The organism is Limosilactobacillus sp. WILCCON 0051 (assembly GCF_039955095.1).
GTDB lineage: Bacteria > Bacillota > Bacilli > Lactobacillales > Lactobacillaceae > Limosilactobacillus > Limosilactobacillus allomucosae.
The window spans coordinates 158,912-183,034 of the sequence record NZ_CP154878.1 but is presented as its reverse complement, the minus strand read 5'-3'; the positions used below and the strand labels follow the sequence as shown (position 1 = coordinate 183,034).

At 46.4% G+C, this 24,123-nt stretch carries 10 protein-coding genes, 1 tRNA gene, 6 rRNA genes and 2 pseudogenes; 4 read left to right on the top strand and 15 right to left on the bottom strand.

The window, feature by feature from the left end; genetic code table 11:
• A complete protein-coding gene (locus ABC765_RS00755; RefSeq protein WP_347952612.1) occupies positions 1-1,242 on the top strand; it encodes an MFS transporter in 1,242 nt (413 codons plus the stop codon).
• A gap of 185 nt (positions 1,243-1,427) precedes the next feature.
• Here ABC765_RS00755 and ABC765_RS00750 read toward each other — a convergent pair whose 3' ends face one another.
• On the bottom strand, positions 1,428-2,684 hold the full coding sequence (locus ABC765_RS00750) for a transposase (RefSeq protein WP_347952611.1): 1,257 nt from the start codon (positions 2,682-2,684) through the stop codon (positions 1,428-1,430).
• A gap of 37 nt (positions 2,685-2,721) precedes the next feature.
• Here ABC765_RS00750 and tnpA point away from each other — a divergent pair.
• Positions 2,722-3,159: pseudogene (gene tnpA, locus ABC765_RS00745) on the top strand (IS200/IS605 family transposase).
• A 176-nt stretch (positions 3,160-3,335) separates the two neighbouring features.
• Here tnpA and ABC765_RS00740 read toward each other — a convergent pair.
• The gene (locus ABC765_RS00740; protein WP_347952610.1) at positions 3,336-5,102 is read right to left on the bottom strand and encodes a glycoside hydrolase family 13 protein; all 1,767 of its coding nucleotides are present in this window, start codon (positions 5,100-5,102) and stop codon (positions 3,336-3,338) included.
• A gap of 123 nt (positions 5,103-5,225) precedes the next feature.
• Here ABC765_RS00740 and ABC765_RS00735 point away from each other — a divergent pair.
• Positions 5,226-5,390, top strand: a pseudogene (locus ABC765_RS00735) (transposase); the annotation flags it as partial.
• A gap of 127 nt (positions 5,391-5,517) precedes the next feature.
• On the opposite strand, the gene ABC765_RS00730 reads toward ABC765_RS00735, so the two are convergent.
• The 13 genes from ABC765_RS00730 to ABC765_RS00670 form a co-directional block, all read right to left on the bottom strand.
• Positions 5,518-5,590, bottom strand: a tRNA-Thr gene (locus tag ABC765_RS00730).
• A gap of 5 nt (positions 5,591-5,595) precedes the next feature.
• A 5S ribosomal RNA gene (rrf, locus tag ABC765_RS00725) occupies positions 5,596-5,712 on the bottom strand.
• An 84-nt stretch (positions 5,713-5,796) separates the two neighbouring features.
• Positions 5,797-8,718, bottom strand: a 23S ribosomal RNA gene (locus ABC765_RS00720).
• 197 nt (positions 8,719-8,915) lie between these two features.
• Positions 8,916-10,492, bottom strand: a 16S ribosomal RNA gene (locus tag ABC765_RS00715).
• The 16S, 23S and 5S rRNA genes sit together here with 1 tRNA gene alongside, the layout of an rRNA operon.
• Before the next feature lie 710 nt (positions 10,493-11,202).
• Positions 11,203-12,615 carry an MATE family efflux transporter gene (locus tag ABC765_RS00710; RefSeq protein WP_347980505.1) on the bottom strand — a complete coding sequence of 471 codons (1,413 nt, stop codon included), beginning with the start codon at positions 12,613-12,615 and terminating at the stop codon, positions 11,203-11,205.
• A gap of 271 nt (positions 12,616-12,886) precedes the next feature.
• Entirely contained in the window at positions 12,887-13,036 is a 150-nt protein-coding gene (locus ABC765_RS00705; protein WP_347952607.1) for a hypothetical protein, read from the bottom strand.
• 562 nt (positions 13,037-13,598) lie between these two features.
• Positions 13,599-13,715 (bottom strand): 5S ribosomal RNA (rrf, locus tag ABC765_RS00700).
• Positions 13,716-13,799: 84 nt separating this feature from the next.
• Positions 13,800-16,721: ribosomal RNA gene (locus tag ABC765_RS00695) — 23S ribosomal RNA — on the bottom strand.
• Positions 16,722-16,918: 197 nt separating this feature from the next.
• A 16S ribosomal RNA gene (locus ABC765_RS00690) occupies positions 16,919-18,495 on the bottom strand.
• 554 nt (positions 18,496-19,049) lie between these two features.
• Positions 19,050-20,039: a hypothetical protein gene (locus ABC765_RS00685; protein ID WP_347963226.1), complete on the bottom strand. Its 990-nt coding sequence runs from the start codon at positions 20,037-20,039 to the stop codon at positions 19,050-19,052.
• Between the two features lie 344 nt (positions 20,040-20,383).
• The gene (locus ABC765_RS00680) at positions 20,384-21,070 is read right to left on the bottom strand and encodes a 2,3-diphosphoglycerate-dependent phosphoglycerate mutase (protein WP_006499355.1); all 687 of its coding nucleotides are present in this window, start codon (positions 21,068-21,070) and stop codon (positions 20,384-20,386) included.
• Positions 21,071-21,173: 103 nt separating this feature from the next.
• Entirely contained in the window at positions 21,174-21,599 is a 426-nt protein-coding gene (locus ABC765_RS00675; protein WP_347952605.1) for a phosphate-starvation-inducible PsiE family protein, read from the bottom strand.
• A 64-nt stretch (positions 21,600-21,663) separates the two neighbouring features.
• Complete coding sequence (locus ABC765_RS00670) at positions 21,664-22,488, bottom strand: amino acid ABC transporter substrate-binding protein (protein ID WP_376751282.1); 825 nt, start codon at positions 22,486-22,488, stop codon at positions 21,664-21,666.
• Positions 22,489-22,811: 323 nt separating this feature from the next.
• Here ABC765_RS00670 and ABC765_RS00665 point away from each other — a divergent pair, with 323 nt between their 5' ends.
• Positions 22,812-24,035, top strand: a complete 1,224-nt coding sequence (locus tag ABC765_RS00665) for an IS110 family transposase (RefSeq protein WP_347979951.1) — start codon at positions 22,812-22,814, stop codon at positions 24,033-24,035.
• Positions 24,036-24,123 lie beyond the last annotated feature (88 nt).

Genomic DNA, 24,123 nt, shown 5'->3' with positions numbered 1-24,123 from the left:
ATGAGTAAAAAAGCAACCGTTTCAATCAAACGACTGGTTCCCGGTCTGATTATCGGTCCTGCCAGCTGGCTGGGACCATACATTGTCATGAATAGTCTATTTCTGCCAGCCATGTTGCAACAATTGGATCCAGCCAAAAAGGTGCAGCTGGTCGCCCTTTTCTCAACGATGGGGATGATTGTTGCCGCTATTTCGAATATGATTGCTGGGGCCTTATCCGACCGTACCAAGTCACGTTTTGGTAAGCGGACACCATGGATTATGGGTGGTGCGTTGGCCTTCATGCTGTCAATGATTGGTGCCTCATTTGCCCAGAACGTTACGATGCTGCTGATTGCATGGATGATTGGTCAAGCAGCCTTGAATTTCATCGTTGCGCCAATGGTTGCCTGGCTGGATCTGGCTCCTGAAAACCAGAAAGGGACCGCTTCCTCTGCTTATGGTGGACTGGGGATGGCACTTGGGAATAACGGTTTTAACGTGGTTGGTGCCATGTTCCTTAGCCAGTTCCGACTGGGATTCATCATCTTTGGGATCGTTGAATTTATCGGTACCTTGATTGCAGTATTGATCGTTCATGAGCCATCCAGTCTTGATGCTGTTGATGATCAAAAACCAGAAGCCAAGGAGAAATTCTCCTTCAAAGATATCAAAAACGTTTTTCCTGGCTGGTCGGTTGGTCGCGACTACTACCTGGCCTTTATCGGTAAGATGTTCCAAGGGGTCGGCAACTTTGCAATTACTGGCTACATTCTCTACATTATGACTGACTTTTTGAAGCGGGGATCACAAACCCAATCTTCTATTCAATTGATCAACACGATTATGCTGATTTTCGGGATCTTGATGGGTCTCTTTGCTGGTCCGGTTTCTGATAAGCTTAAAGTATTGAAGTTACCGGTTGGTTTTTCGACCATCTTCTTGGCACTTGGCGCAGCATCCCTTTATTTCATGCACTCAACTGTGGGGATTGCAATCTACGCCTTATGTGCTGGTATCGGGATGGGGCTGTGGAACGCCTTGGACAACCTGCTGAACTTGGAAGTAATTCCTGACCCAGATCGCGTTGCCTTTTTCTTAGGTGTCTACAACTTGGGTAACACGCTGACGCAGGCTATTGCTCCAGTCATTGCCGCTGCTGCAATTTCGGTATTTGGCTTCTCAAGCATCTTCTTGATTTCATTTGTCTTTTCTATCATTGGTGGACTCTGCGTATTGTCCATCAAGACCGTTAAGCGTTAAGTCAACCACCATCGGCTAAAGTCGATGGCTTGTGGGCAAACACCCCTGTATTGAGTGTCTGAACCACAATTTGCATAGATACGGACGATTTACTCAAACAGCCGCAGTTGCTTGAGCAGTGATCATCTAATTACCAATGCCTTTTACATTCCCAGGTTGCCATAGGAATGAGCCTAGCTTTTTGACTAGGCTTTTTGTTGTTTCTGGAGTCCTTTTTTAAGAATATTTAGTGCTGCATTGTAATCACGGATATGATGAACATGGCATTTTGGACATATCCATTCACGATCTGCCAGTGTCAGCTTTTCGGTCCCGTCACTTCCCATTACAAAACCGCAGTCATGACAGGTTTGGGTCGTGTTTTTAGGGCTGACCGTGATAAATTGACGGTCATAGAGGTCGGCTTTGTATGACAACATCCCCAAGAAAGACCGCCAGCCAACATCACTGATGCTCATTGCCAAGGCATGATTTTTTAGTAGATTCTTACTCCTCAATTCTTCGGCTACAACGAGATCTTGGTTCTTGATCAGTGCTGTAGACGTGCGCTGGAGAAAATCATGGCGGCGGTCAAATACCCGTGCATGGATCTTAGCGACTAACAAACGCTGCTTCTGGTAGTTTTTGCTTTCTCGCAAGGAACGCTGCTCTTTTTTAGCCCGGCGCTGGCGGCGTGAAAGAGTGCGCTGTGCTTTAGCTAATTTTCCCTTGATTGTTCGATAGTAGCGTGGGTTAGCGATGGTTCGACCATCACTGACAGTCAGAAAGTTTTCTGTGTTTAGGTCAATGCCAATTTGCCGATTAGTACGGCTAAGCTTAGAAACAAACGGTGTATCGGAACCTAATTGCAGCGACAAAAAGAATCGATCGGCAGCATCTTTGGAAATGGTCACCGTACCAATGCGTGTTTCGCCTTGACGATCCAATAGTCGCTGCTGAGCGCCTTTGATCCGCAAACGTCCTAGTTTAGGCACCACAATATGTTTGCGGTCTTCAAAGCAGACGGTACCGTTGTCTAGCCGGGCTGTCTTTTGCTTTGGATATTGACAGTTGGTCTGGTATCGCCAGGCATAGCTTTTACGATGAAATTTTGGCACACCGGCTTCATGAACCTTGCGAAAAGCGTTCCAAGCCTTGTGATAGTTTTGAATTGCATTAGCCTTAGCAAGACTGTCAATGCGCTTATCTTCCAAAAACTGGAAATGATTTGACATCTGCTTAGCGTTTTGACGAAGCTTTAGCTGTTGGATCCGATCCTGAACCGTATCAATCGACAGTTTGATTCGGTTTAATTGCCAGAGTTCTTTACCGATCGCAACCATCTCATTATAGATGAAACGACTGGCATCGCTGTTAACCTTGATTATTTGTTTCTGGTAATCACTCGGATAGATGCGAACCTTCAATCCATAATGGTATTCCAATTGTGCCATTGACTTCATTTTTTCACCTCCTTTAATTGAATTATATCATCAGCTAATGACTAAAGAAAAAATTCAAGATGCAGTTTATACTCGTCGCTTTGTCTATAATTTTCATTATCACTTAATCTGGGTAACCAAGTATCGTCCCCAGACCTTCGCTACTAAAAAACTAGCCGATGAAATGAAAGATATACTGCGAATGGTCGCAAAAGATAACGATATTGTGATGGAAAAGCTGGAAGTCATGCCGGATCATGTGCTGATCAGTTTTCCACCTAGCAAGGCACCAACCAGCACTATCGCTCAAAGGACATTTATTTTTCTCAAACGGCATCCAGAAATTTGATAATCTGAATATTGGGGTGGGCATTTATGGTCTCCCAGTTACTATATGAGTACGCTTGGCAATATGAGTAAAGATGTAGTGGAAAACTATATCAACAATCAAAAATACAATGCATTCCAAAAGAAAAAGTATCCAAATGGACGCTGAGTAAGCCTATCCATCCCATGACTAAAGTCACGGGATTTTCGGCTAGGCATAATTAAATCAAACTCCTACTTTTTAAAACACTCACAAAAACACTTAAAATTCCTATTCAAAAGACCTGTCCTGTAAATAACTGGACAGGTCTTTTATAATTACCGTTACGACTTTCTTTGACATGATTATTCTGACAGTGCCGCCACAGCAAACCCTTTTGGCAAAAGTATGCCGTTTGAAAAGCCCTGAGCAAAAAATGGCGCAAGCGTAACTTGCAATGGCTCGCTACTGGTATTAAAAACTGCTATCAATTGCTGATTATTGAGTCTGCGCTTGATAACTACACCTTGATTGTCATTTAAGGCAGTCAGTTCAATCGTGCCCTGTGCTATCAGCTGCCAGTGTTCTTTTCGCCATTTAATCAAATCACGAACAAAATCATGCATTGCCATCGCTTTTGCATCGGGGTACCAGTTCATCGGCTTGCGACAATCCGGATCATTGCCCCCCGTCATCCCATATTCGGTACCGTAATAAATTGATGGACTCCCCGGCTGTAGAAACGTAAATGCCAGTGTCTGTCTGACCAGCTGATCATCTTCGTTGGCTAAGGTCATAATACGAGCCGTATCATGCGAATCAAGCACATTAAACATCATGGCATTAGTCTGATCGCGATAAAGCATTAATTGATGACTTAAACGATCAACCAGTCCTTGGCTGCTCAGCTCGTGTTTGATGAAATGATTAATAATCGCTCCAGTATAGTCATAGTTCATCACACCGGTAAACTCATCGCCATTGAGCCATGGCTGTGCAGAATGCCAGATCTCCCCCAGAATATAAAAATCATCTTTGAGTGTCAGCATCTCATTATGGAAACGACGCCAAAAGTGATGGTCAATCTCATTGGCAACGTCCAGCCTCCAGGCATCAATATCAAATTCACGCACCCAATAGCCCGCAATATCTAAAAGCCAGTCCTGTACCTTGGGATTGGCCGTATTAAGTTTTGGCATATGTGGCGTGTAGTCAAACGTGTCGTAGGTTGCATCCTTGGCAAATTCAAAGTTGTCCGTCGGTGTATAGGTAACTGGGAAACGATTGATATGAAACCAGTCGGCATACTTTGAATCCTGGCCATTTTTCAAAACGTCTTGCCACATAGGCGATTGATCACCAATATGATTAAAAACGGCATCCAGCATAACGCGTATCCCTCTTTGATGTGCCTGCTCAACCAGTTTCTTAAACAGCTTAGCATCACCAAAATGTGGATCAATTTGATAATAATCTTGCGTGTCATACTTATGATTAGAAGGTGCCTTAAAGATTGGATTAAAGTACAAGCCATTAACGCCTAGCTGTTTAAGATAATCCAGATGATTGATAACACCTTGCAGATCACCACCATAAAAGTCTTGTCGTCTTGGATGCTCGTTGGGATTCCAAGGTTTGGTATCTTGAGGGTCGTTGGTTGAATCACCATTGGCAAAGCGCTCTGGAAAAATCTGATACCAAACCGTCTGCTCGACCCATTTTGGTGCGTGAAAAGCATCAATATCTTGAAAATAAGGCATGCGAAAATAAGTATTGGCATCGTTCAGCTTCCTTTGGTCGGTCGGCTGGATAAATCCCTGATCAGAATAGATAAAACAATTGTTAGACTGATCAATCAGTTCAAAGGCATAGGCTAAACGTTTCTTAGGCTCAGTTACGGCTAATTGCCAATAGTCAAACAGCTCATCGGTATGAATCTTTTTCATTGGCGTCGGCTGCGTATAAAATTTTGGTAGGTCCGGTCGGCTGCGCAGGCTGTATGGATCACCGTGCAATAGACTGACACCAGCAATATCATCTTTAGCCGTTTTCAAACGAATATGCATGATATCTTTAGTATAAAGATAGGCCATTTCGCTTTCTGGCCGATGATAGACTCCAGCAAAGTTCATAAAATGCTCCTTTATTCAGAATCAGTATTTTAAGTTACAGTTGATTTTAATTTTTTGCCAGCATAAAATCAAGCCAAGATAAGCACTCAATATCATCTCTAACTATAAAACTCCAAAACCGCTATGGATCAACCTGTCCATACGTTTCATCAATCGGCCCATTTTGTCGCTAATAGTACCAAATATGACTACTCCAATGGTCCACTGGAAGGCATCAATCATAAGATCAAAAACTTAAAGCGTAGCTGTTTTGGCTTCCGTAACTTTGAAAATCTGCTTCGGCGCATTGAATGCATCCGTTATTAAAAAATCCCCACTTCATTTTTGAAGCAGGGAATAGATCTTCACCAATACGATTTGACAAAGACCAAAAAAACTCGATGATGGATCTAACCATCACCGAGTTATCAAATAGTGCTGACTAAAGGATTCGAACCTTCGACCTACGCATTACTAGTGCGTTGCTCTGCCAACTGAGCTAAGTCAGCATGATGCGTGGCGATGCCCTATCCTCGCAGGGAGCGATCCCCCAACTACTTTCGGCGCGTTGAAGCTTAACTTCTGTGTTCGGCATGGGAACAGGTGTATCCTTCAAGCCATCACCACCACACTAATCCTTTTCAGGACTGAGAGCTTGCACTCTCAAAACTAAACAATATCTATTCTTCTCACGTTCAATCGAAACACCCTAAACTTGGTTAAGTCCTCGACCGATTAGTAATGGTCCGCTCCATGCCTCGCGGCACTTCCACTTCCATCCTATCTACCTCATCATCTCTGAGGGGTCTTACTTCCATAAGGAATGGGAAATCTCATCTTGAGGCGAGTTTCACGCTTAGATGCTTTCAGCGTTTATCTCATCCATACATAGCTACCCAGCGATGCTCCTGGCGGAACAACTGGTACACCAGCGGTATGTCCATCCCGGTCCTCTCGTACTAAGGACAGGTCCTCTCAAATTTCCTACGCCCGCGACGGATAGGGACCGAACTGTCTCACGACGTTCTGAACCCAGCTCGCGTACCGCTTTAATGGGCGAACAGCCCAACCCTTGGGACCGACTACAGCCCCAGGATGCGATGAGCCGACATCGAGGTGCCAAACCTCCCCGTCGATGTGGACTCTTGGGGGAGATAAGCCTGTTATCCCCAGGGTAGCTTTTATCCGTTGAGCGATGGCCCTTCCATGCGGAACCACCGGATCACTAAGCCCGACTTTCGTCCCTGCTCGACCTGTCTGTCTCGCAGTCAAGCTCGCTTGTGCCTTTACACTCTGCGAATGATTTCCAACCATTCTGAGCGAACCTTTGGGCGCCTCCGTTATCTTTTGGGAGGCGACCGCCCCAGTCAAACTGCCCACCTGACACTGTCTCCCACCACGATCAGTGGTGCGGGTTAGAGTGATCATAATGCAAGGGTAGTATCCCACCAGCGCCTCTGCCAAAACTAGCGTCCTGGCTTCTATGGCTCCTACCTATCCTGTACAAGCAGTACAAGCACTCAATATCAAGCTACAGTAAAGCTCCATGGGGTCTTTCCGTCCTGTCGCGGGTAGCCTGCATCTTCACAGGCAATTCAATTTCACCGAGTCTCTCGTTGAGACAGTGCCCAGATCGTTACGCCTTTCGTGCGGGTCGGAACTTACCCGACAAGGAATTTCGCTACCTTAGGACCGTTATAGTTACGGCCGCCGTTTACTGGGGCTTCAATTCAGGGCTTCGCCGAAGCTAACTCTTCCTTTTAACCTTCCAGCACCGGGCAGGCGTCAGCCCCTATACTTCATCTTACGATTTTGCAGAAACCTGTGTTTTTGATAAACAGTCGCCTGGGCCTTTTCACTGCGGCTGATCTTGCGATCAGCACCCCTTCTCCCGAAGTTACGGGGTCATTTTGCCGAGTTCCTTAACGAGAGTTCGCTCGCTCACCTTAGGATACTCTCCTCGACTACCTGTGTCGGTTTGCGGTACGGGCAGTTGATTATTCGCTAGAAGCTTTTCTCGGCAGCGTGACATCAACGACTTCGCTACTATAATTTCGCTCCCCGTCACAGCTTGTCAACCTGCTGATAAGCATTTGACTCATCAACTGACTTGCTGCTTGGCCGGACACTTCCAATCGTCCGGATCGCTTAGCCTTCTGCGTCACTCCATCACTCAAGCACAATCAACTGGTACAGGAATATCAACCTGTTGTCCATCGTCTACGCCTCTCGGCCTCGACTTAGGTCCCGACTAACCCTGGGAGGACGAGCCTTCCCCAGGAAACCTTAGTCATTCGGTGGACAGGATTCTCACCTGTCTTTCGCTACTCATACCGGCATTCTCACTTCCAAGCGCTCCACCAGTCCTTACGGTCTGACTTCATCGCCCTTGGAACGCTCTCCTACCACGCATCCTGATGGATGCATCCATAGCTTCGGTAATATGCTTAGCCCCGGTACATTTTCGGCGCAGAGTCACTCGACTAGTGAGCTATTACGCACTCTTTAAATGATGGCTGCTTCTGAGCCAACATCCTAGTTGTCTGTGCAATTCCACATCCTTTTCCACTTAGCATATATTTAGGGACCTTAGCTGATGATCTGGGCTGTTCCCCTTTCCACGATGGATCTTATCACTCACCGTGTGACTCCCGAGTAAAAATCAATGGCATTCGGAGTTTATCTGAAGTCAGTAACCCATGACGGGCCCCTAGTCCAAACAGTGCTCTACCTCCATGATTCTAAACCTCGAGGCTCCCCCTAAAGAGATTTCGGAGAGAACCAGCTATCTCCAAGTTCGTTTGGAATTTCACCGCTACCCACACCTCATCCCAACCATTTTCAACTGATACGGGTTCGGTCCTCCAGTGCGTTTTACCGCACCTTCAACCTGGACATGGGTAGGTCACCTGGTTTCGGGTACATAACTGCGTACTTCGTACGCCCATTTCAGACTCGCTTTCGCTGCGGCTCCGGTTTTTCCACCTTAACCTTGCACGCAATCATGACTCGCCGGTTCATTCTGCAAGAGGCACGCCGTCACACGTAAATGTGCTCCGACAGCTTGTAGGCACATGGTTTCAGGAACTGTTTCACTCCCCTCCCGGGGTGCTTTTCACCTTTCCCTCACGGTACTGGTTCACTATCGGTCACTAGGGAGTATTTAGCCTTGCGAGATGGTCCTCGCGGATTCCGACGGGGTTTCACGTGTCCCGCCGTACTCAGGATCCTGAACTGAGAGTGTGACGTTTCGTTTACTGGGCTATCACCATCTTTGGCGTCGCTTCCCAACGACTTCAACTACGTCGCACTTTGGTAACTCAAATGTTCAGTCCTACAACCCCAACAAGCAAGCTCGTTGGTTTGGGCTCTTCCCGTTTCGCTCGCCGCTACTCAGGGAATCGAATTTTCTTTCTCTTCCTGCAGCTACTTAGATGTTTCAGTTCACTGCGTCTACCGCCTGACAGCTATGTATTCACTGCTCAGGCAATCATCGACTAAGATGATTGGGTTTCCCCATTCGGAAATCTCCGGATCAAAGCGTACTTACCGCTCCCCGAAGCATATCGGTGTTAGTCCCGTCCTTCATCGGCTCCTAGTACCAAGGCATTCACCATGCGCCCTTCATAACTTAACCTTGATGATCTTACGATCACCTCAGTTATTGAGTATGCGATTAATTTCGTTAATAAAACTCAAATAACGCGGTGTTCTCGGTTTAATTGTGAATAAAGAAATAAATATTATTTAGTTTTCAAAGTACAAGCTGAGGGTAGACCCCTCAAAACTGAACGCAGTTTCAACGAATGTGCAGGTTTCCGATTAATTCCTTAGAAAGGAGGTGATCCAGCCGCAGGTTCTCCTACGGCTACCTTGTTACGACTTCACCCTAATCATCTGCCCCACCTTAGGCGGCTAGCTCCCCGAAGGGTTACCCCACCGACTTTGGGTGTTGCAAACTCTCATGGTGTGACGGGCGGTGTGTACAAGGCCCGGGAACGTATTCACCGCGGCATGCTGATCCGCGATTACTAGCGATTCCGACTTCGTGCAGGCGAGTTGCAGCCTGCAGTCCGAACTGAGAACGGTTTTAAGAGATTAGCTTGCCCTCGCGAGTTCGCGACTCGTTGTACCGTCCATTGTAGCACGTGTGTAGCCCAGGTCATAAGGGGCATGATGATCTGACGTCGTCCCCACCTTCCTCCGGTTTGTCACCGGCAGTCTCACTAGAGTGCCCAACTGAATGCTGGCAACTAGTAACAAGGGTTGCGCTCGTTGCGGGACTTAACCCAACATCTCACGACACGAGCTGACGACGACCATGCACCACCTGTCATTGCGTTCCCGAAGGAAACGCCCTATCTCTAGGGTTGGCGCAAGATGTCAAGACCTGGTAAGGTTCTTCGCGTAGCTTCGAATTAAACCACATGCTCCACCGCTTGTGCGGGCCCCCGTCAATTCCTTTGAGTTTCAACCTTGCGGTCGTACTCCCCAGGCGGAGTGCTTAATGCGTTAGCTGCGGCACTGAAGGGCGGAAACCCTCCAACACCTAGCACTCATCGTTTACGGCATGGACTACCAGGGTATCTAATCCTGTTCGCTACCCATGCTTTCGAGCCTCAGCGTCAGTTGCAGACCAGACAGCCGCCTTCGCCACTGGTGTTCTTCCATATATCTACGCATTCCACCGCTACACATGGAGTTCCACTGTCCTCTTCTGCACTCAAGTCTGACAGTTTCCGATGCACTTCTTTGGTTAAGCCAAAGGCTTTCACATCAGACTTATCAAACCGCCTGCGCTCGCTTTACGCCCAATAAATCCGGATAACGCTTGCCACCTACGTATTACCGCGGCTGCTGGCACGTAGTTAGCCGTGACTTTCTGGTTAGATACCGTCACTGCGTGAACAGTTGCTCTCACGCACGTTCTTCTCTAACAACAGAGCTTTACGAGCCGAAACCCTTCTTCACTCACGCGGTGTTGCTCCATCAGGCTTGCGCCCATTGTGGAAGATTCCCTACTGCTGCCTCCCGTAGGAGTATGGACCGTGTCTCAGTTCCATTGTGGCCGATCAGTCTCTCAACTCGGCTACGCATCACAGCCTTGGTAGGCCGTTACCCTACCAACAAGCTAATGCGCCGCAGGTCCATCCCAAAGTGATAGCCGAAACCATCTTTTAAATTTGAATCATGCGATTCAAATTGTTATGCGGTATTAGCATCTGTTTCCAAATGTTATCCCCCGCTTTGGGGCAGGTTACCTACGTGTTACTCACCCGTCCGCCACTCGTTGGTAAACCAACGTCAAGTCCGTGCAAGCACGTTCAATCAGTTGGGCCAACGCGTTCGACTTGCATGTATTAGGCACACCGCCGGCGTTCATCCTGAGCCAGGATCAAACTCTCATATAAAATATAAGAACTTGAAAAGCTCAAATTTAAATTAAGCGAATTGACTTCGCAAATGTTTTGCATCAATCGTAATGATTGATGACCCTGCACATTTGTGTTCGTCGAAACTGTATTCAGTTTTCAAAGGTCTACCGATCATCGATCTAATTGCTTCGATGACGTATTTAAGTTTAACATATCATTTGAAGTAAGTCAATAACTTTTTTCAAATCAATTTATCAAACAAGTCATCACTCATCAATCGACAACTTTTATAGTTTAACAAAATCAAATCAATCTGTCAACTACTAATTTGATTTTGTTACTTATCGTCATCAGCCAAACGCTGTGACAACGGTATATAACTATACAGGTTTTAACAGCCATCGTCAATAGTTTTTCGACGATTTTTCAATTTCTTTTGTTTAGGCTGATCAGCAAACACTTTAACTGCTAATCCATCATTTAAATTAAACATTAGGCGGGAATTCAATAATGCTTAAGTGGGAGTATTACATCATTGTTTTTCTCAACAAGCTAGTCAACCGACACCCTTTTCTCAGCATTTTTCGCCCCACGACTAAAATTTCCAGTCAATCATCATTGAAACAGTCACTAAATCCTGTCAGTAAATGACGTACGTTCACACTGATCATCAGCCAAGAATTAAGAAATCGATTCAAAAAGAAAACCCAATTCTGATTGGAAAAGAATTGGGCATAACGAATTAATTAATGATGAGGCATCAATTGCATCTCAGGATCGGGAGCAACTGCTGGCTTCTCTGTCACGTAAGCTTTGCGCGTCACTGATTCATATAAAAGCATTACTGCCGTTCCAGTAATGATCCAGGTAACCGGATAAATCAGCGCCACTTGAGTAAAGCTCGTGAAATGCGGCAGCATGACAGCAATATAAACAACCCGCAAAATGCAGCAGCCTACCAGCGTAATAACGGCTGGTGCCATTGAATGACCAATTCCGCGCAGACTACCGCCAGCAATCTCATAAGTTGCCGTTAACGGTTCTAACAGCGCGATAAAGGTAATCCGAATAATTGCATAATGGACGACTGCCGAATTGGTTGAGAAGATATCATCAACCAATGGATAGCGGAACAGATAAAACGTGGTTGAAACGACTGTCGTAAATAAAATGGCGCTAACCATTGCGACTCGAGCAATTCTGCGACAACGCTGATATTGATGTGCTGCATAGTTTTGACTGATAAAAGTAACCGTTGCCTGGGCAAAACCATTAACAAAGAAATAGCTGATATATTCAAAATTCAAACCAGCCGAATTACCAGCCACACATGCCGCGCCAAAATGGTTGATGGCTGCCTGAATAACAATATTGGATATTGAGAAAATCATTCCCTGCAGGCCAGCTGGTCCCCCAATTGCAATGATTCGTTTCAGATAGGTACGATTTAATGCCAGCTTTTTCCAATCAAAGTGCAGCATACCGGTTTCCTTAACCAAGAGACGATAGATTAAAGCCGCGCTGACTGCATTGGCAATGGTCGTGGCAATCGCCGTTCCATCTGAACTCATCTGAAAACCGATTACCAAAATCAGATTCAAAACCACATTGACCATTCCCGAAAACATTAAACAAAACAAAGGTCGCTTGGTATCACCAACTGCTCTTAAAACTGCATTGCCAAAATCATAAATCATTAAAAACGGCATACCAAGAAAGTACAGTTTTAAATAGCTGACCGCTAACGGCATAATACTGGCTGGTGTATCAAGCAGACCTAAAATCGGCTTGGCAATCAGGCAGCCGACCGTCAGCATAATCAGCCCACTGATCAATGCCACCGAAAAACCAGTATGCATCGCCGCGTTGACTCGTTCTTTCTTGCCTGCACCAACCAAACCAGCAATCAATACGTTTGAACCGATTGAAAGTCCTGTAAACAGCATCACCACGATATTAATGACTGGCGCATTGGAACCTACCGCAGCCATGGCATTACTTGAGGCAAAACGCCCAGCTACCGCCATATCAGTCGCGTTAAACAGCTGCTGCAAAGTACTCATTAAAGCAATTGGAATCGCTACTTTACACATTTTACCGAAGATGCCACCCTCAAGCATGTTGAGTTGGTGAGAAGGTCTCGTCGCTTCTTCGTCCATTAGATAAATTCACTCTCTTTTCTCTATAAAATTGCACAAAGGCTAGTGTAACGCTTATTTTGACGCAATAAAACCCAAAACTGACAATTGGTAGGATTCCTTTAACCCTAAAGCAGCTGCCAATTGAAAATCAGTAAATATTTTTATCTGCCGCTACACTTCAAGCACGCCCCGGCATAATCATTTTGAGGGTAATTCTAATGGAAGTGAGTTTAATATGACTAAAAAGATAAAAAGTAAAACAGAGTGTTTGTAAAAAAGAGTCTGGCCATTAACAACTGCCAAACGTTTCAACGGCCGTCATCTCATTTTGCAGGAACTGATTGACGGCATCTTCGACCTGGGCCCGAAACAGCTCTTTTAAAGCCGAATCGTCATCTACCAGTAGCGCGGTAATGATATTTTTGATAGAATCTTCCATGGGGAAAGCCTCCGTATTCTGATTGTTTTAAGCAGTTCAATCATACGGGGAGGGCTTTCCCTTTTTCAATACCTCCTTTAAATTTACACAAACAATTTTACACTCCCAAAGTTAGACTGACGGAATATACAATTACCTCCTTCTGGCGTCAAATCAGCCAATAGTAGGTAATTTGGGTCTCTTTATGCTGTTCACTCAAGCTTTCCTTCACAAGCGCAACGCCAAATCCACTTAATTTTTCTCGTTCAACACCTGCAGACCAATTGAATCTTGTTGTCATCAAGCTTCTCAGGTTTGATCAGTCATTGAATCATATTAACTTCGATCTTCTAATAGTTCCTTTTTGTCCGCAGTAGGTGTGAGTTAGCAGCCATAGTTTGACAATAGATTTTCCTAGTTTCCAACTCCTTGATTGCATTCAAAAAAAATCCCCACTTCATTTTTGAAGCAGGGAATTGATCTCCACCAATACGATTTGACAAAGACCCAGTTTAACAAAGGCCCTCAAAAACCGATACGACAAAAAAACGCCACGATCATCTGACCGTGACGTTTTTAATTTGCATGGCAATGCCCTATCCTCGCAGGGAGCGATCCCCCAACTACTTTCGGCGCGTTGAAGCTTAACTTCTGTGTTCGGCATGGGAACAGGTGTATCCTTCAAGCCATCATCACCACACTAATCCTTTTCAGGATTGAGAGCTTGCACTCTCAAAACTAAACAATATCTATTCTTCTCACGTTCAATCGAAACACCCTAAACTTGGTTAAGTCCTCGACCGATTAGTAATGGTCCGCTCCATGCCTCGCGGCACTTCCACTTCCATCCTATCTACCTCATCATCTCTGAGGGGTCTTACTTCCATAAGGAATGGGAAATCTCATCTTGAGGCGAGTTTCACGCTTAGATGCTTTCAGCGTTTATCTCATCCATACATAGCTACCCAGCGATGCTCCTGGCGGAACAACTGGTACACCAGCGGTATGTCCATCCCGGTCCTCTCGTACTAAGGACAGGTCCTCTCAAATTTCCTACGCCCGCGACGGATAGGGACCGAACTGTCTCACGACGTTCTGAACCCAGCTCGCGTACCGCTTTAATGGGCGAACAGCCCAACCCTTGGGACCGACTACAGCCCCAGGATGCGATGAGCCGACATCGAGGTGCCAAACCTCCCCGTCGATGTGGACTCTTGGGGGAGATAAGCCTGTTATCCCCAGGGTAGCTTTTATCCGTTGAGCGATGGCCCTTCCATGCGGAACCACCGGATCACTAAGCCCGACTTTCGTCCCTGCTCGACCTGTCTGTCTCGCAGTCAAGCTCGCTTGTGCCTTTACACTCTGCGAATGATTTCCAACCATTCTGAGCGAACCTTTGGGCGCCTCCGTTATCTTTTGGGAGGCGACCGCCCCAGTCAAACTGCCCACCTGACACTGTCTCCCACCACGATCAGTGGTGCGGGTTAGAGTGATCATAATGCAAGGGTAGTATCCCACCAGCGCCTCTGCCAAAACTAGCGTCCTGGCTTCTATGGCTCCTACCTATCCTGTACAAGCAGTACAAGCACTCAATATCAAGCTACAGTAAAGCTCCATGGGGTCTTTCCGTCCTGTCGCGGGTAGCCTGCATCTTCACAGGCAATTCAATTTCACCGAGTCTCTCGTTGAGACAGTGCCCAGATCGTTACGCCTTTCGTGCGGGTCGGAACTTACCCGACAAGGAATTTCGCTACCTTAGGACCGTTATAGTTACGGCCGCCGTTTACTGGGGCTTCAATTCAGGGCTTCGCCGAAGCTAACTCTTCCTTTTAACCTTCCAGCACCGGGCAGGCGTCAGCCCCTATACTTCATCTTACGATTTTGCAGAAACCTGTGTTTTTGATAAACAGTCGCCTGGGCCTTTTCACTGCGGCTGATCTTGCGATCAGCACCCCTTCTCCCGAAGTTACGGGGTCATTTTGCCGAGTTCCTTAACGAGAGTTCGCTCGCTCACCTTAGGATACTCTCCTCGACTACCTGTGTCGGTTTGCGGTACGGGCAGTTGATTATTCGCTAGAAGCTTTTCTCGGCAGCGTGACATCAACGACTTCGCTACTATAATTTCGCTCCCCGTCACAGCTTGTCAACCTGCTGATAAGCATTTGACTCATCAACTGACTTGCTGCTTGGCCGGACACTTCCAATCGTCCGGATCGCTTAGCCTTCTGCGTCACTCCATCACTCAAGCACAATCAACTGGTACAGGAATATCAACCTGTTGTCCATCGTCTACGCCTCTCGGCCTCGACTTAGGTCCCGACTAACCCTGGGAGGACGAGCCTTCCCCAGGAAACCTTAGTCATTCGGTGGACAGGATTCTCACCTGTCTTTCGCTACTCATACCGGCATTCTCACTTCCAAGCGCTCCACCAGTCCTTACGGTCTGACTTCATCGCCCTTGGAACGCTCTCCTACCACGCATCCTGATGGATGCATCCATAGCTTCGGTAATATGCTTAGCCCCGGTACATTTTCGGCGCAGAGTCACTCGACTAGTGAGCTATTACGCACTCTTTAAATGATGGCTGCTTCTGAGCCAACATCCTAGTTGTCTGTGCAATTCCACATCCTTTTCCACTTAGCATATATTTAGGGACCTTAGCTGATGATCTGGGCTGTTCCCCTTTCCACGATGGATCTTATCACTCACCGTGTGACTCCCGAGTAAAAATCAATGGCATTCGGAGTTTATCTGAAGTCAGTAACCCATGACGGGCCCCTAGTCCAAACAGTGCTCTACCTCCATGATTCTAAACCTCGAGGCTCCCCCTAAAGAGATTTCGGAGAGAACCAGCTATCTCCAAGTTCGTTTGGAATTTCACCGCTACCCACACCTCATCCCAACCATTTTCAACTGATACGGGTTCGGTCCTCCAGTGCGTTTTACCGCACCTTCAACCTGGACATGGGTAGGTCACCTGGTTTCGGGTACATAACTGCGTACTTCGTACGCCCATTTCAGACTCGCTTTCGCTGCGGCTCCGGTTTTTCCACCTTAACCTTGCACGCAATCATGACTCGCCGGTTCATTCTGCAAGAGGCACGCCGTCACACGTAAATGTGCTCCGACAGCTTGTAGGCACATGGTTTCAGGAACTGTTTCACTCCCCTCCCGGGGTGCTTTTCACCTTTCCCTCACGGTACTGGTTCACTATCGGTCACTAGGGAGTATTTAGCCTTGCGAGATGGTCCTCGCGGATTCCGACGGGGTTTCACGTGTCCCGCCGTACTCAGGATCCTGAACTGAGAGTGTGACGTTTCGTTTACTGGGCTATCACCATCTTTGGCGTCGCTTCCCAACGACTTCAACTACGTCGCACTTTGGTAACTCAAATGTTCAGTCCTACAACCCCAACAAGCAAGCTCGTTGGTTTGGGCTCTTCCCGTTTCGCTCGCCGCTACTCAGGGAATCGAATTTTCTTTCTCTTCCTGCAGCTACTTAGATGTTTCAGTTCACTGCGTCTACCGCCTGACAGCTATGTATTCACTGCTCAGGCAATCATCGACTAAGATGATTGGGTTTCCCCATTCGGAAATCTCCGGATCAAAGCGTACTTACCGCTCCCCGAAGCATATCGGTGTTAGTCCCGTCCTTCATCGGCTCCTAGTACCAAGGCATTCACCATGCGCCCTTCATAACTTAACCTTGATGATCTTACGATCACCTCAGTTATTGAGTATGCGATTAATTTCGTTAATAAAACTCAAATAACGCGGTGTTCTCGGTTTAATTGTGAATAAAGAAATAAATATTATTTAGTTTTCAAAGTACAAGCTGAGGGTAGACCCCTCAAAACTGAACGCAGTTTCAACGAATGTGCAGGTTTCCGATTAATTCCTTAGAAAGGAGGTGATCCAGCCGCAGGTTCTCCTACGGCTACCTTGTTACGACTTCACCCTAATCATCTGCCCCACCTTAGGCGGCTAGCTCCCCGAAGGGTTACCCCACCGACTTTGGGTGTTGCAAACTCTCATGGTGTGACGGGCGGTGTGTACAAGGCCCGGGAACGTATTCACCGCGGCATGCTGATCCGCGATTACTAGCGATTCCGACTTCGTGCAGGCGAGTTGCAGCCTGCAGTCCGAACTGAGAACGGTTTTAAGAGATTAGCTTGCCCTCGCGAGTTCGCGACTCGTTGTACCGTCCATTGTAGCACGTGTGTAGCCCAGGTCATAAGGGGCATGATGATCTGACGTCGTCCCCACCTTCCTCCGGTTTGTCACCGGCAGTCTCACTAGAGTGCCCAACTGAATGCTGGCAACTAGTAACAAGGGTTGCGCTCGTTGCGGGACTTAACCCAACATCTCACGACACGAGCTGACGACGACCATGCACCACCTGTCATTGCGTTCCCGAAGGAAACGCCCTATCTCTAGGGTTGGCGCAAGATGTCAAGACCTGGTAAGGTTCTTCGCGTAGCTTCGAATTAAACCACATGCTCCACCGCTTGTGCGGGCCCCCGTCAATTCCTTTGAGTTTCAACCTTGCGGTCGTACTCCCCAGGCGGAGTGCTTAATGCGTTAGCTGCGGCACTGAAGGGCGGAAACCCTCCAACACCTAGCACTCATCGTTTACGGCATGGACTACCAGGGTATCTAATCCTGTTCGCTACCCATGCTTTCGAGCCTCAGCGTCAGTTGCAGACCAGACAGCCGCCTTCGCCACTGGTGTTCTTCCATATATCTACGCATTCCACCGCTACACATGGAGTTCCACTGTCCTCTTCTGCACTCAAGTCTGACAGTTTCCGATGCACTTCTTTGGTTAAGCCAAAGGCTTTCACATCAGACTTATCAAACCGCCTGCGCTCGCTTTACGCCCAATAAATCCGGATAACGCTTGCCACCTACGTATTACCGCGGCTGCTGGCACGTAGTTAGCCGTGACTTTCTGGTTAGATACCGTCACTGCGTGAACAGTTGCTCTCACGCACGTTCTTCTCTAACAACAGAGCTTTACGAGCCGAAACCCTTCTTCACTCACGCGGTGTTGCTCCATCAGGCTTGCGCCCATTGTGGAAGATTCCCTACTGCTGCCTCCCGTAGGAGTATGGACCGTGTCTCAGTTCCATTGTGGCCGATCAGTCTCTCAACTCGGCTACGCATCACAGCCTTGGTAGGCCGTTACCCTACCAACAAGCTAATGCGCCGCAGGTCCATCCCAAAGTGATAGCCGAAACCATCTTTTAAATTTGAATCATGCGATTCAAACTGTTATGCGGTATTAGCATCTGTTTCCAAATGTTATCCCCCGCTTTGGGGCAGGTTACCTACGTGTTACTCACCCGTCCGCCACTCGCTGGTAAACCAACGTCAAGTCCGTGCAAGCACGTTCAATCAGTTGGGCCAACGCGTTCGACTTGCATGTATTAGGCACACCGCCGGCGTTCATCCTGAGCCAGGATCAAACTCTCATATAAAATATAAGAACTTGAAAAGCTCAAATTTAAATTAAGCGAATTGACTTCGCAAATGTTTTTGCATCAATCGTAATGATTGATGACCCTGCACATTTGTGTTCGTCGAAACTGTATTCAGTTTTCAAAGGTCTACCGTTGCTTGCTCGTTTTGAACAAGCAACTTAATCAGTTTAACAAATTGTCAACTACCTGTCAAGAACTTTTTTAATTAATTTTTCTTGGCAGTTAGACGAAAAGTCGTTAATCTAAAGCAATCAACAGCTCATCGCCGCGACAACGTTATCTAATATACCGAGATTACAAGCGAATGTCAACGACAAATTTAAACTTTTTCGAAAAAAGCAATGAAGCAGAACGCCTTTGTCACCCCACTGGCAAAACGTTGTGCAATTACCGAAGATTGTAATCGTTATCTATTTTTAATCATCGTTAGGTTCAACAGCCGCAACCAGCACGTTTTTTAAAAATCAGCTGCTTCGTTTTTGCTAAGACACCTAAATTAAATTCATTGGCAAATAAAAAACGCGCCATCATGATTGATGACACGCTTAGAATTATTTTTGATTTTCGACAATCGGCTCACCATCGTCAACTGCTGATGGCTCATCGGCAGTATCGTCATAAGCCTCGCCAGTCAATACCTCAACTGGCTTGAAGGTCTTAACGAAAGCATCCTCAACCGAAATTGGTGATTGCGGCTTGCTTTGTTCATAAAATTGAGCCGTTGCCAGGTAGACAACTGGAGCATAGGCGCAAAAGCCCAGCAGCATGATGATCAATCCGGCATACATAACAAAGTAGGTTGCCGTGTAGTTACCGTAATAGGCCAATCCACCAAAGATCGCACCCCATACCAGCATCGGCAGGAAGCTGACTACCAATTCAACCGTGAAGAATGAAAGCTTCTTGCCACCCATAAAGCGGCGACTGGCCGTCAAAGCATGGCGCATTGACTGTCCCAAAAAGGCTGGCTGCTGATCACGGTACAGCAATGGTGCCTGCGAGTATTCCAAAGTCTTCCAGAAAGTAATCAAGAAATTGGCGATCCGAACTGCAATTACCAACGCCTGGTTCTTGGCTACCAAGGCTGCCACGATATCCAATGGCAGCGTCCACAAGAAGATGAACAGACTACTGTAAAGCGTCAGCCGCAGCAGCTGATTTTTGTTCAGATGCTTAAAGTGCTTCCAGATCGTCGTCGCACTGACTTTTAGATTAGGATTCTTGATTTGATCCTGGTAGCTGTACAAGATACTCATGTTGACAAAGTACATGCCAAACGTTACCAAGAACCACAAAACCAAGATACCTAATGCCTCGACCACTGCAAGCAGCACTTGGCTGATCATGCCATACATAATCAGCATCGTGGCATAACCCAGCATCATGGCGCTGCGAGTGAACAGCAGTGCCAAAAGGGCCGTCAACGCCAGGTAAAGCAGCGTGATGCCGGCAATCGGCCAAACCGCGGCGTTATATTTGCCCTTCAGCGTACTCTTTAATTGGTTGATGAATTCTTTGAGAGGCAAGTGATTGCGTTTCATTAATTCAATTCTCCTCTTTTAACTTAATTATGTTTAAAAATGTTCTTCGTGTATCTTAACACATCTTTGAGATTGTACCACCGTCAACGTCTATGCTTTACAAAGTCTTCACAAAATCACGAATCAGCTTCTTAAATAACAAGGCTTTTTTAACTGATCCAATGGCTAAGCACCGTTGCTGAGCTAAAACGGGTAAATTCGGTACGATTGCCGTTATTAAGCGCAAAAGCCGGACTGGTTTCTTTGCTTGGCAAGTCAACCACTCAACTCTTTTTATTGATCTATGAAAGAAAAAAAAGACTCGCAAGCGATTCGCGAGTCTTTAAAGAACGTTTAAGAAATTATTAGTACTTTTCCTTGCTCAAAACGTTCAGCTTTTCATCGAAGTCGTAAACAACTGGTTGGCCAGTAGCCATTTCCAGGTTCATGATGTCTTCGTCAGAAATGTTTTCGATGTACTTGGAAAGGGCACGCAGCGAGTTACCGTGGGCAGCAATGATAACGTTCTTGTTGTCCAACAGCTTTGGTGCGATTTCGTCTTGCCACAATGGAATAACCCGTTCCAGCGTAACTTTCAGGTTTTCACCACCAGGAATGGCGCGTGGATCCAGGTTGGCGTAGCGACGGTCCTTAGCTGCAGAGCCTTCGTCATCGGCACTCAGCAGTGGAGGCAGCACGTCGTAGGAACGACGCCAAATGTGCACTTGTTCGTCACCGTACTTTTCAGCAGCCTTTTGCTTGTTCTTGCCTTGCAAAGCGCCGTAGTGACGTTCGTTCAGACGCCAAGTCTTGAATTCAGGAATCCAAAGCTGGTCGCATTCTTCCAGTGCGTAGTGCAGCGTCTTGATCGCACGCTTCAGAACAGAAGTGTAGGCGTAGTCAAATTCCAGACCGTGTTCCTTCAGTGCCTTACCGGCAGCCTTTGCTTGTTCAACACCTTCTGGAGCCAAGTCAACGTCTACCCAGCCAGTAAATTGGTTGGACTTGTTCCATTCACTCTTACCGTGACGAATCAGTACTAATTTAGCCATTGTTCGTTTGACCTCTTTCTTCTTTTAGTGAGCCGTATATAAAATACACAACAATTCAAGCTATATTTTAAATCAGATTTTCGCTCGTGCCAATAGAAAGCACTCATTTATTGTCATGATGTTCGCGATTGTTTTGCCAATGCATCAAGATCTCGCCAATAATCAAAGCCAGAATCGCCAAGCTGGTCAGCATATTCTGCGTTGGCGTGCCATGCTCGGCAATCAGTCCTCTCAACAACGCCGTGATTCCCAGACTGATCAAAAAATCAGCTGCCAAGTGACCATGATTCTGCATCGCTGCGGCTGCCATCGCCAAAAACTCAAACAGCAGAAAGAAGGTGATGATCTTTTCCAATACTGGATCAAATGAGGTTAAATGCCCGGCAAAAAGTGGCGATAGCTTAACCAGCTGCCACAATTCGACAAAAACAAAGCCAATCAGACACAGCCCAAAGACAGCCATTGAGATTTCGGCAAAGCATTCTAAGAAATTGCCAACGCGCTTTGCCAGACGATCGAATTTTTCCATTGTCACCGCTCCGTTTTCATTTTTTACTTTATCGTATCAAAATTCCAACGACTACGGCAGTTTTTTAACGACTTTCGCTGACTGGTCCTAGATAGTTGCTGTCGATGCCAAGCCATTTTTTATTAATGCGGCGCAGCGTTCCATTTTTCTGCAAAACGCCCAATGCATAGTTGATCTTTTTACGCAAAGTGACATCCCCTTTTCGCATGCCGACTGCTACCCGATCTTGCGGGAACTGGTCAGTCGTGATCAATTTGTAGTTGCTGCTGTGAGCAATGTGGGTTGCATAATAGCCTGCATATTCCGTCCCAGCCAAAACGCCTTGAATGCGGCCTGCCTGCAGATCCAGAAAGGCCGACTCGTTATCCTGGTAAAGAATTGGCTTTCGATCCTTAATGTAGTTTTTCAAAACCTGGGGATATTTGTTTAAATCAGTCTGAGCCGTGGAGCTTTGCTGAACGCCCAAAATCTTACCCTGCATATCAGCCAGCTTATTGATGCCAGAATCTTTTTTTACGACCAACGACTGTCCCGAAAGCTCATAGACTCGACTAAAGGCAATCCGTTTTCTACGAGCGGGCGTTGCCGTATAACCATTCCAGATAACGTCAATCGTACCATTTTTTAATTCAGTTTCTTTCATTGACCAATCAATCGACTGAAAATCCGCCTTAAGTCCTAAAACTTTACAGACAGCCCGTGACAGATCAACATCATAGCCAACCAGCTTGCCATTTTTCTGCCTAAAATCCATCGGTACAAAACTGTCATCAACCCCAATCGTCAACTTACCGCTCTTTTTGATTGCCTGCCAGGTGTCAACATGATTGGCGCGCCAGGTTACACTGTGCTTTACGCAGCCGCTTAATCCCAAAACCGGCAGCAGCATTAAAATAACGATCAATAGTCTTGTCAGTTTTTTCATCTCAATCAACCCCCTAGTTTTAGCAAATAAAACATACTAATCTAGTGTTGGATGATTACTCGACGGAGTAGTCGTTCAACACTTTTTCTTTTACTATGTAAAGTGGAGATGAAGCCAATGCCGTGGAGCTCTTGGACACATGATGTCGTAAACAAAACTGGCAGCTTCACCATTCAATTGAGAATCTCGTCTAAGTATGTTGGCTGTTAAAGTCCGGTTGAGAAAATTAGATCTGATTGAATTGGGTGAAGGCAGCTCATCTCCAAGTAAAGCGGAGGTTTATTCTTATGGATTTATTGAAAACTGTTTTCGGTATTGATGTTAGCAGCCGGAAGTCTAACGTATGCATTATGGTCAATGGCCAAAAAGTTAATGACTATGCCATCTCCAACGATATGGTAGGCTTCAATCAGCTGCTAGATGATCTTAAACAGGTTACCAACCCGCAAATTATTTTTGAAGCAACTGGCGTCTACTCCAGAAGACTTCAGGCGTTTTTGGACATGCACGAATTACGCTATGTCATGATGAATCCGCTGGAAGCCAAAAGAAAGACAAAGGATGACCTGCACCAGAACAAGACCGATAAGCTTGATGCCTTGTGCCTTGCCAAGCTGCAGTCTGAGCACCCACAACGGCTGGCCTATGTTCAAAGCGAAGAATATCAAGAATTGATGGCCAACAACCGCATCTACGAGCAGGCTTCGCACGATCTGATAACCAACAAGAATAGACTGCACAAAGCCATTCAGCTCACTTTCCCAGAGATTGAGCACCTAATGGCTAATCCGAGAGGAAAAAACTACTGGAGTATTGTTCTCAGATTCCCGCACCCTGATATCGTATTAGAAACAAAAGAAGCCGATATCATCGACTTCTTAAAGAGCTTATCTGGTATTGGTGAAAAACGTGCCAATGATCTGGCACAGAGGCTTATCCGGCTGGCTAAGCTCGCATGCCCAGCTGTCAAAAAGAGCAGTGCTTATGTTCGTGGCCTTGAAATGGCCATTAACAACATCCTAAGCGCTGAAGAAGAGTGCCAGACTGCTTTAAAGGAGATGACCAAGCTCGCTCCCAAGCGGGATCTGGAGATCCTTAAAAGCATTCCTGGCATCGCCGAAAATACTGCCTTGAGAATTATTAGTGAGCTCGGAGATATCAGACGCTTTAAAAACCCTAACCAATTAAATGCCTTCGTTGGCGTTGACCCTCAGATTTATGAATCTGGCAACCTTGCGGCCCACCTGTCAATTTCAAAGCGCGGGACAGCTATTGGCAGAAAGGTGCTGTACTTGGCCATAAACCAAATTCAGTCGGCTAAGAAAGCGGGAAACCCTTGTCATATTGCGGATTATTACGAGAAACGAAAACGGTCTTCTGAGACTGCAAGTCACAAGAAGGCCGCTATCGCATCGATCCATAAATTATTACGGACGATCTTCGCTTTAATTAAGAATGATCAATTATATAGCTATGACGTAGCCAAACATAACCAAAGACTTTTGTCATAAAAATTGATCCAATAGATATTATAACAGCCTCTTTTTGAAATTACAGAAGGTGGCTGTATTTATCATGCCCTAAATCAGATATTTGACT

What these genes read in the sequence shown, in the direction of transcription:
- ABC765_RS00710 (WP_347980505.1), bottom strand. Translation starts at nt 12,615, where the DNA reads ATGGACGAAGAAGCGACGAGACCTTCTCACCAACTCAACATGCTTGAG.
- ABC765_RS00740 (WP_347952610.1), bottom strand. Translation starts at nt 5,102, where the DNA reads ATGAACTTTGCTGGAGTCTATCATCGGCCAGAAAGCGAAATGGCCTAT.
- ABC765_RS00665 (WP_347979951.1), top strand. Translation starts at nt 22,812, where the DNA reads ATGGATTTATTGAAAACTGTTTTCGGTATTGATGTTAGCAGCCGGAAG.
- ABC765_RS00680 (WP_006499355.1), bottom strand. Translation starts at nt 21,070, where the DNA reads ATGGCTAAATTAGTACTGATTCGTCACGGTAAGAGTGAATGGAACAAG.
- ABC765_RS00685 (WP_347963226.1), bottom strand. Translation starts at nt 20,039, where the DNA reads ATGAAACGCAATCACTTGCCTCTCAAAGAATTCATCAACCAATTAAAG.
- ABC765_RS00705 (WP_347952607.1), bottom strand. Translation starts at nt 13,036, where the DNA reads ATGGAAGATTCTATCAAAAATATCATTACCGCGCTACTGGTAGATGAC.
- ABC765_RS00675 (WP_347952605.1), bottom strand. Translation starts at nt 21,599, where the DNA reads ATGGAAAAATTCGATCGTCTGGCAAAGCGCGTTGGCAATTTCTTAGAA.
- ABC765_RS00755 (WP_347952612.1), top strand. Translation starts at nt 1, where the DNA reads ATGAGTAAAAAAGCAACCGTTTCAATCAAACGACTGGTTCCCGGTCTG.
- ABC765_RS00670 (WP_376751282.1), bottom strand. Translation starts at nt 22,488, where the DNA reads ATGCTGCTGCCGGTTTTGGGATTAAGCGGCTGCGTAAAGCACAGTGTA.
- ABC765_RS00750 (WP_347952611.1), bottom strand. Translation starts at nt 2,684, where the DNA reads ATGAAGTCAATGGCACAATTGGAATACCATTATGGATTGAAGGTTCGC.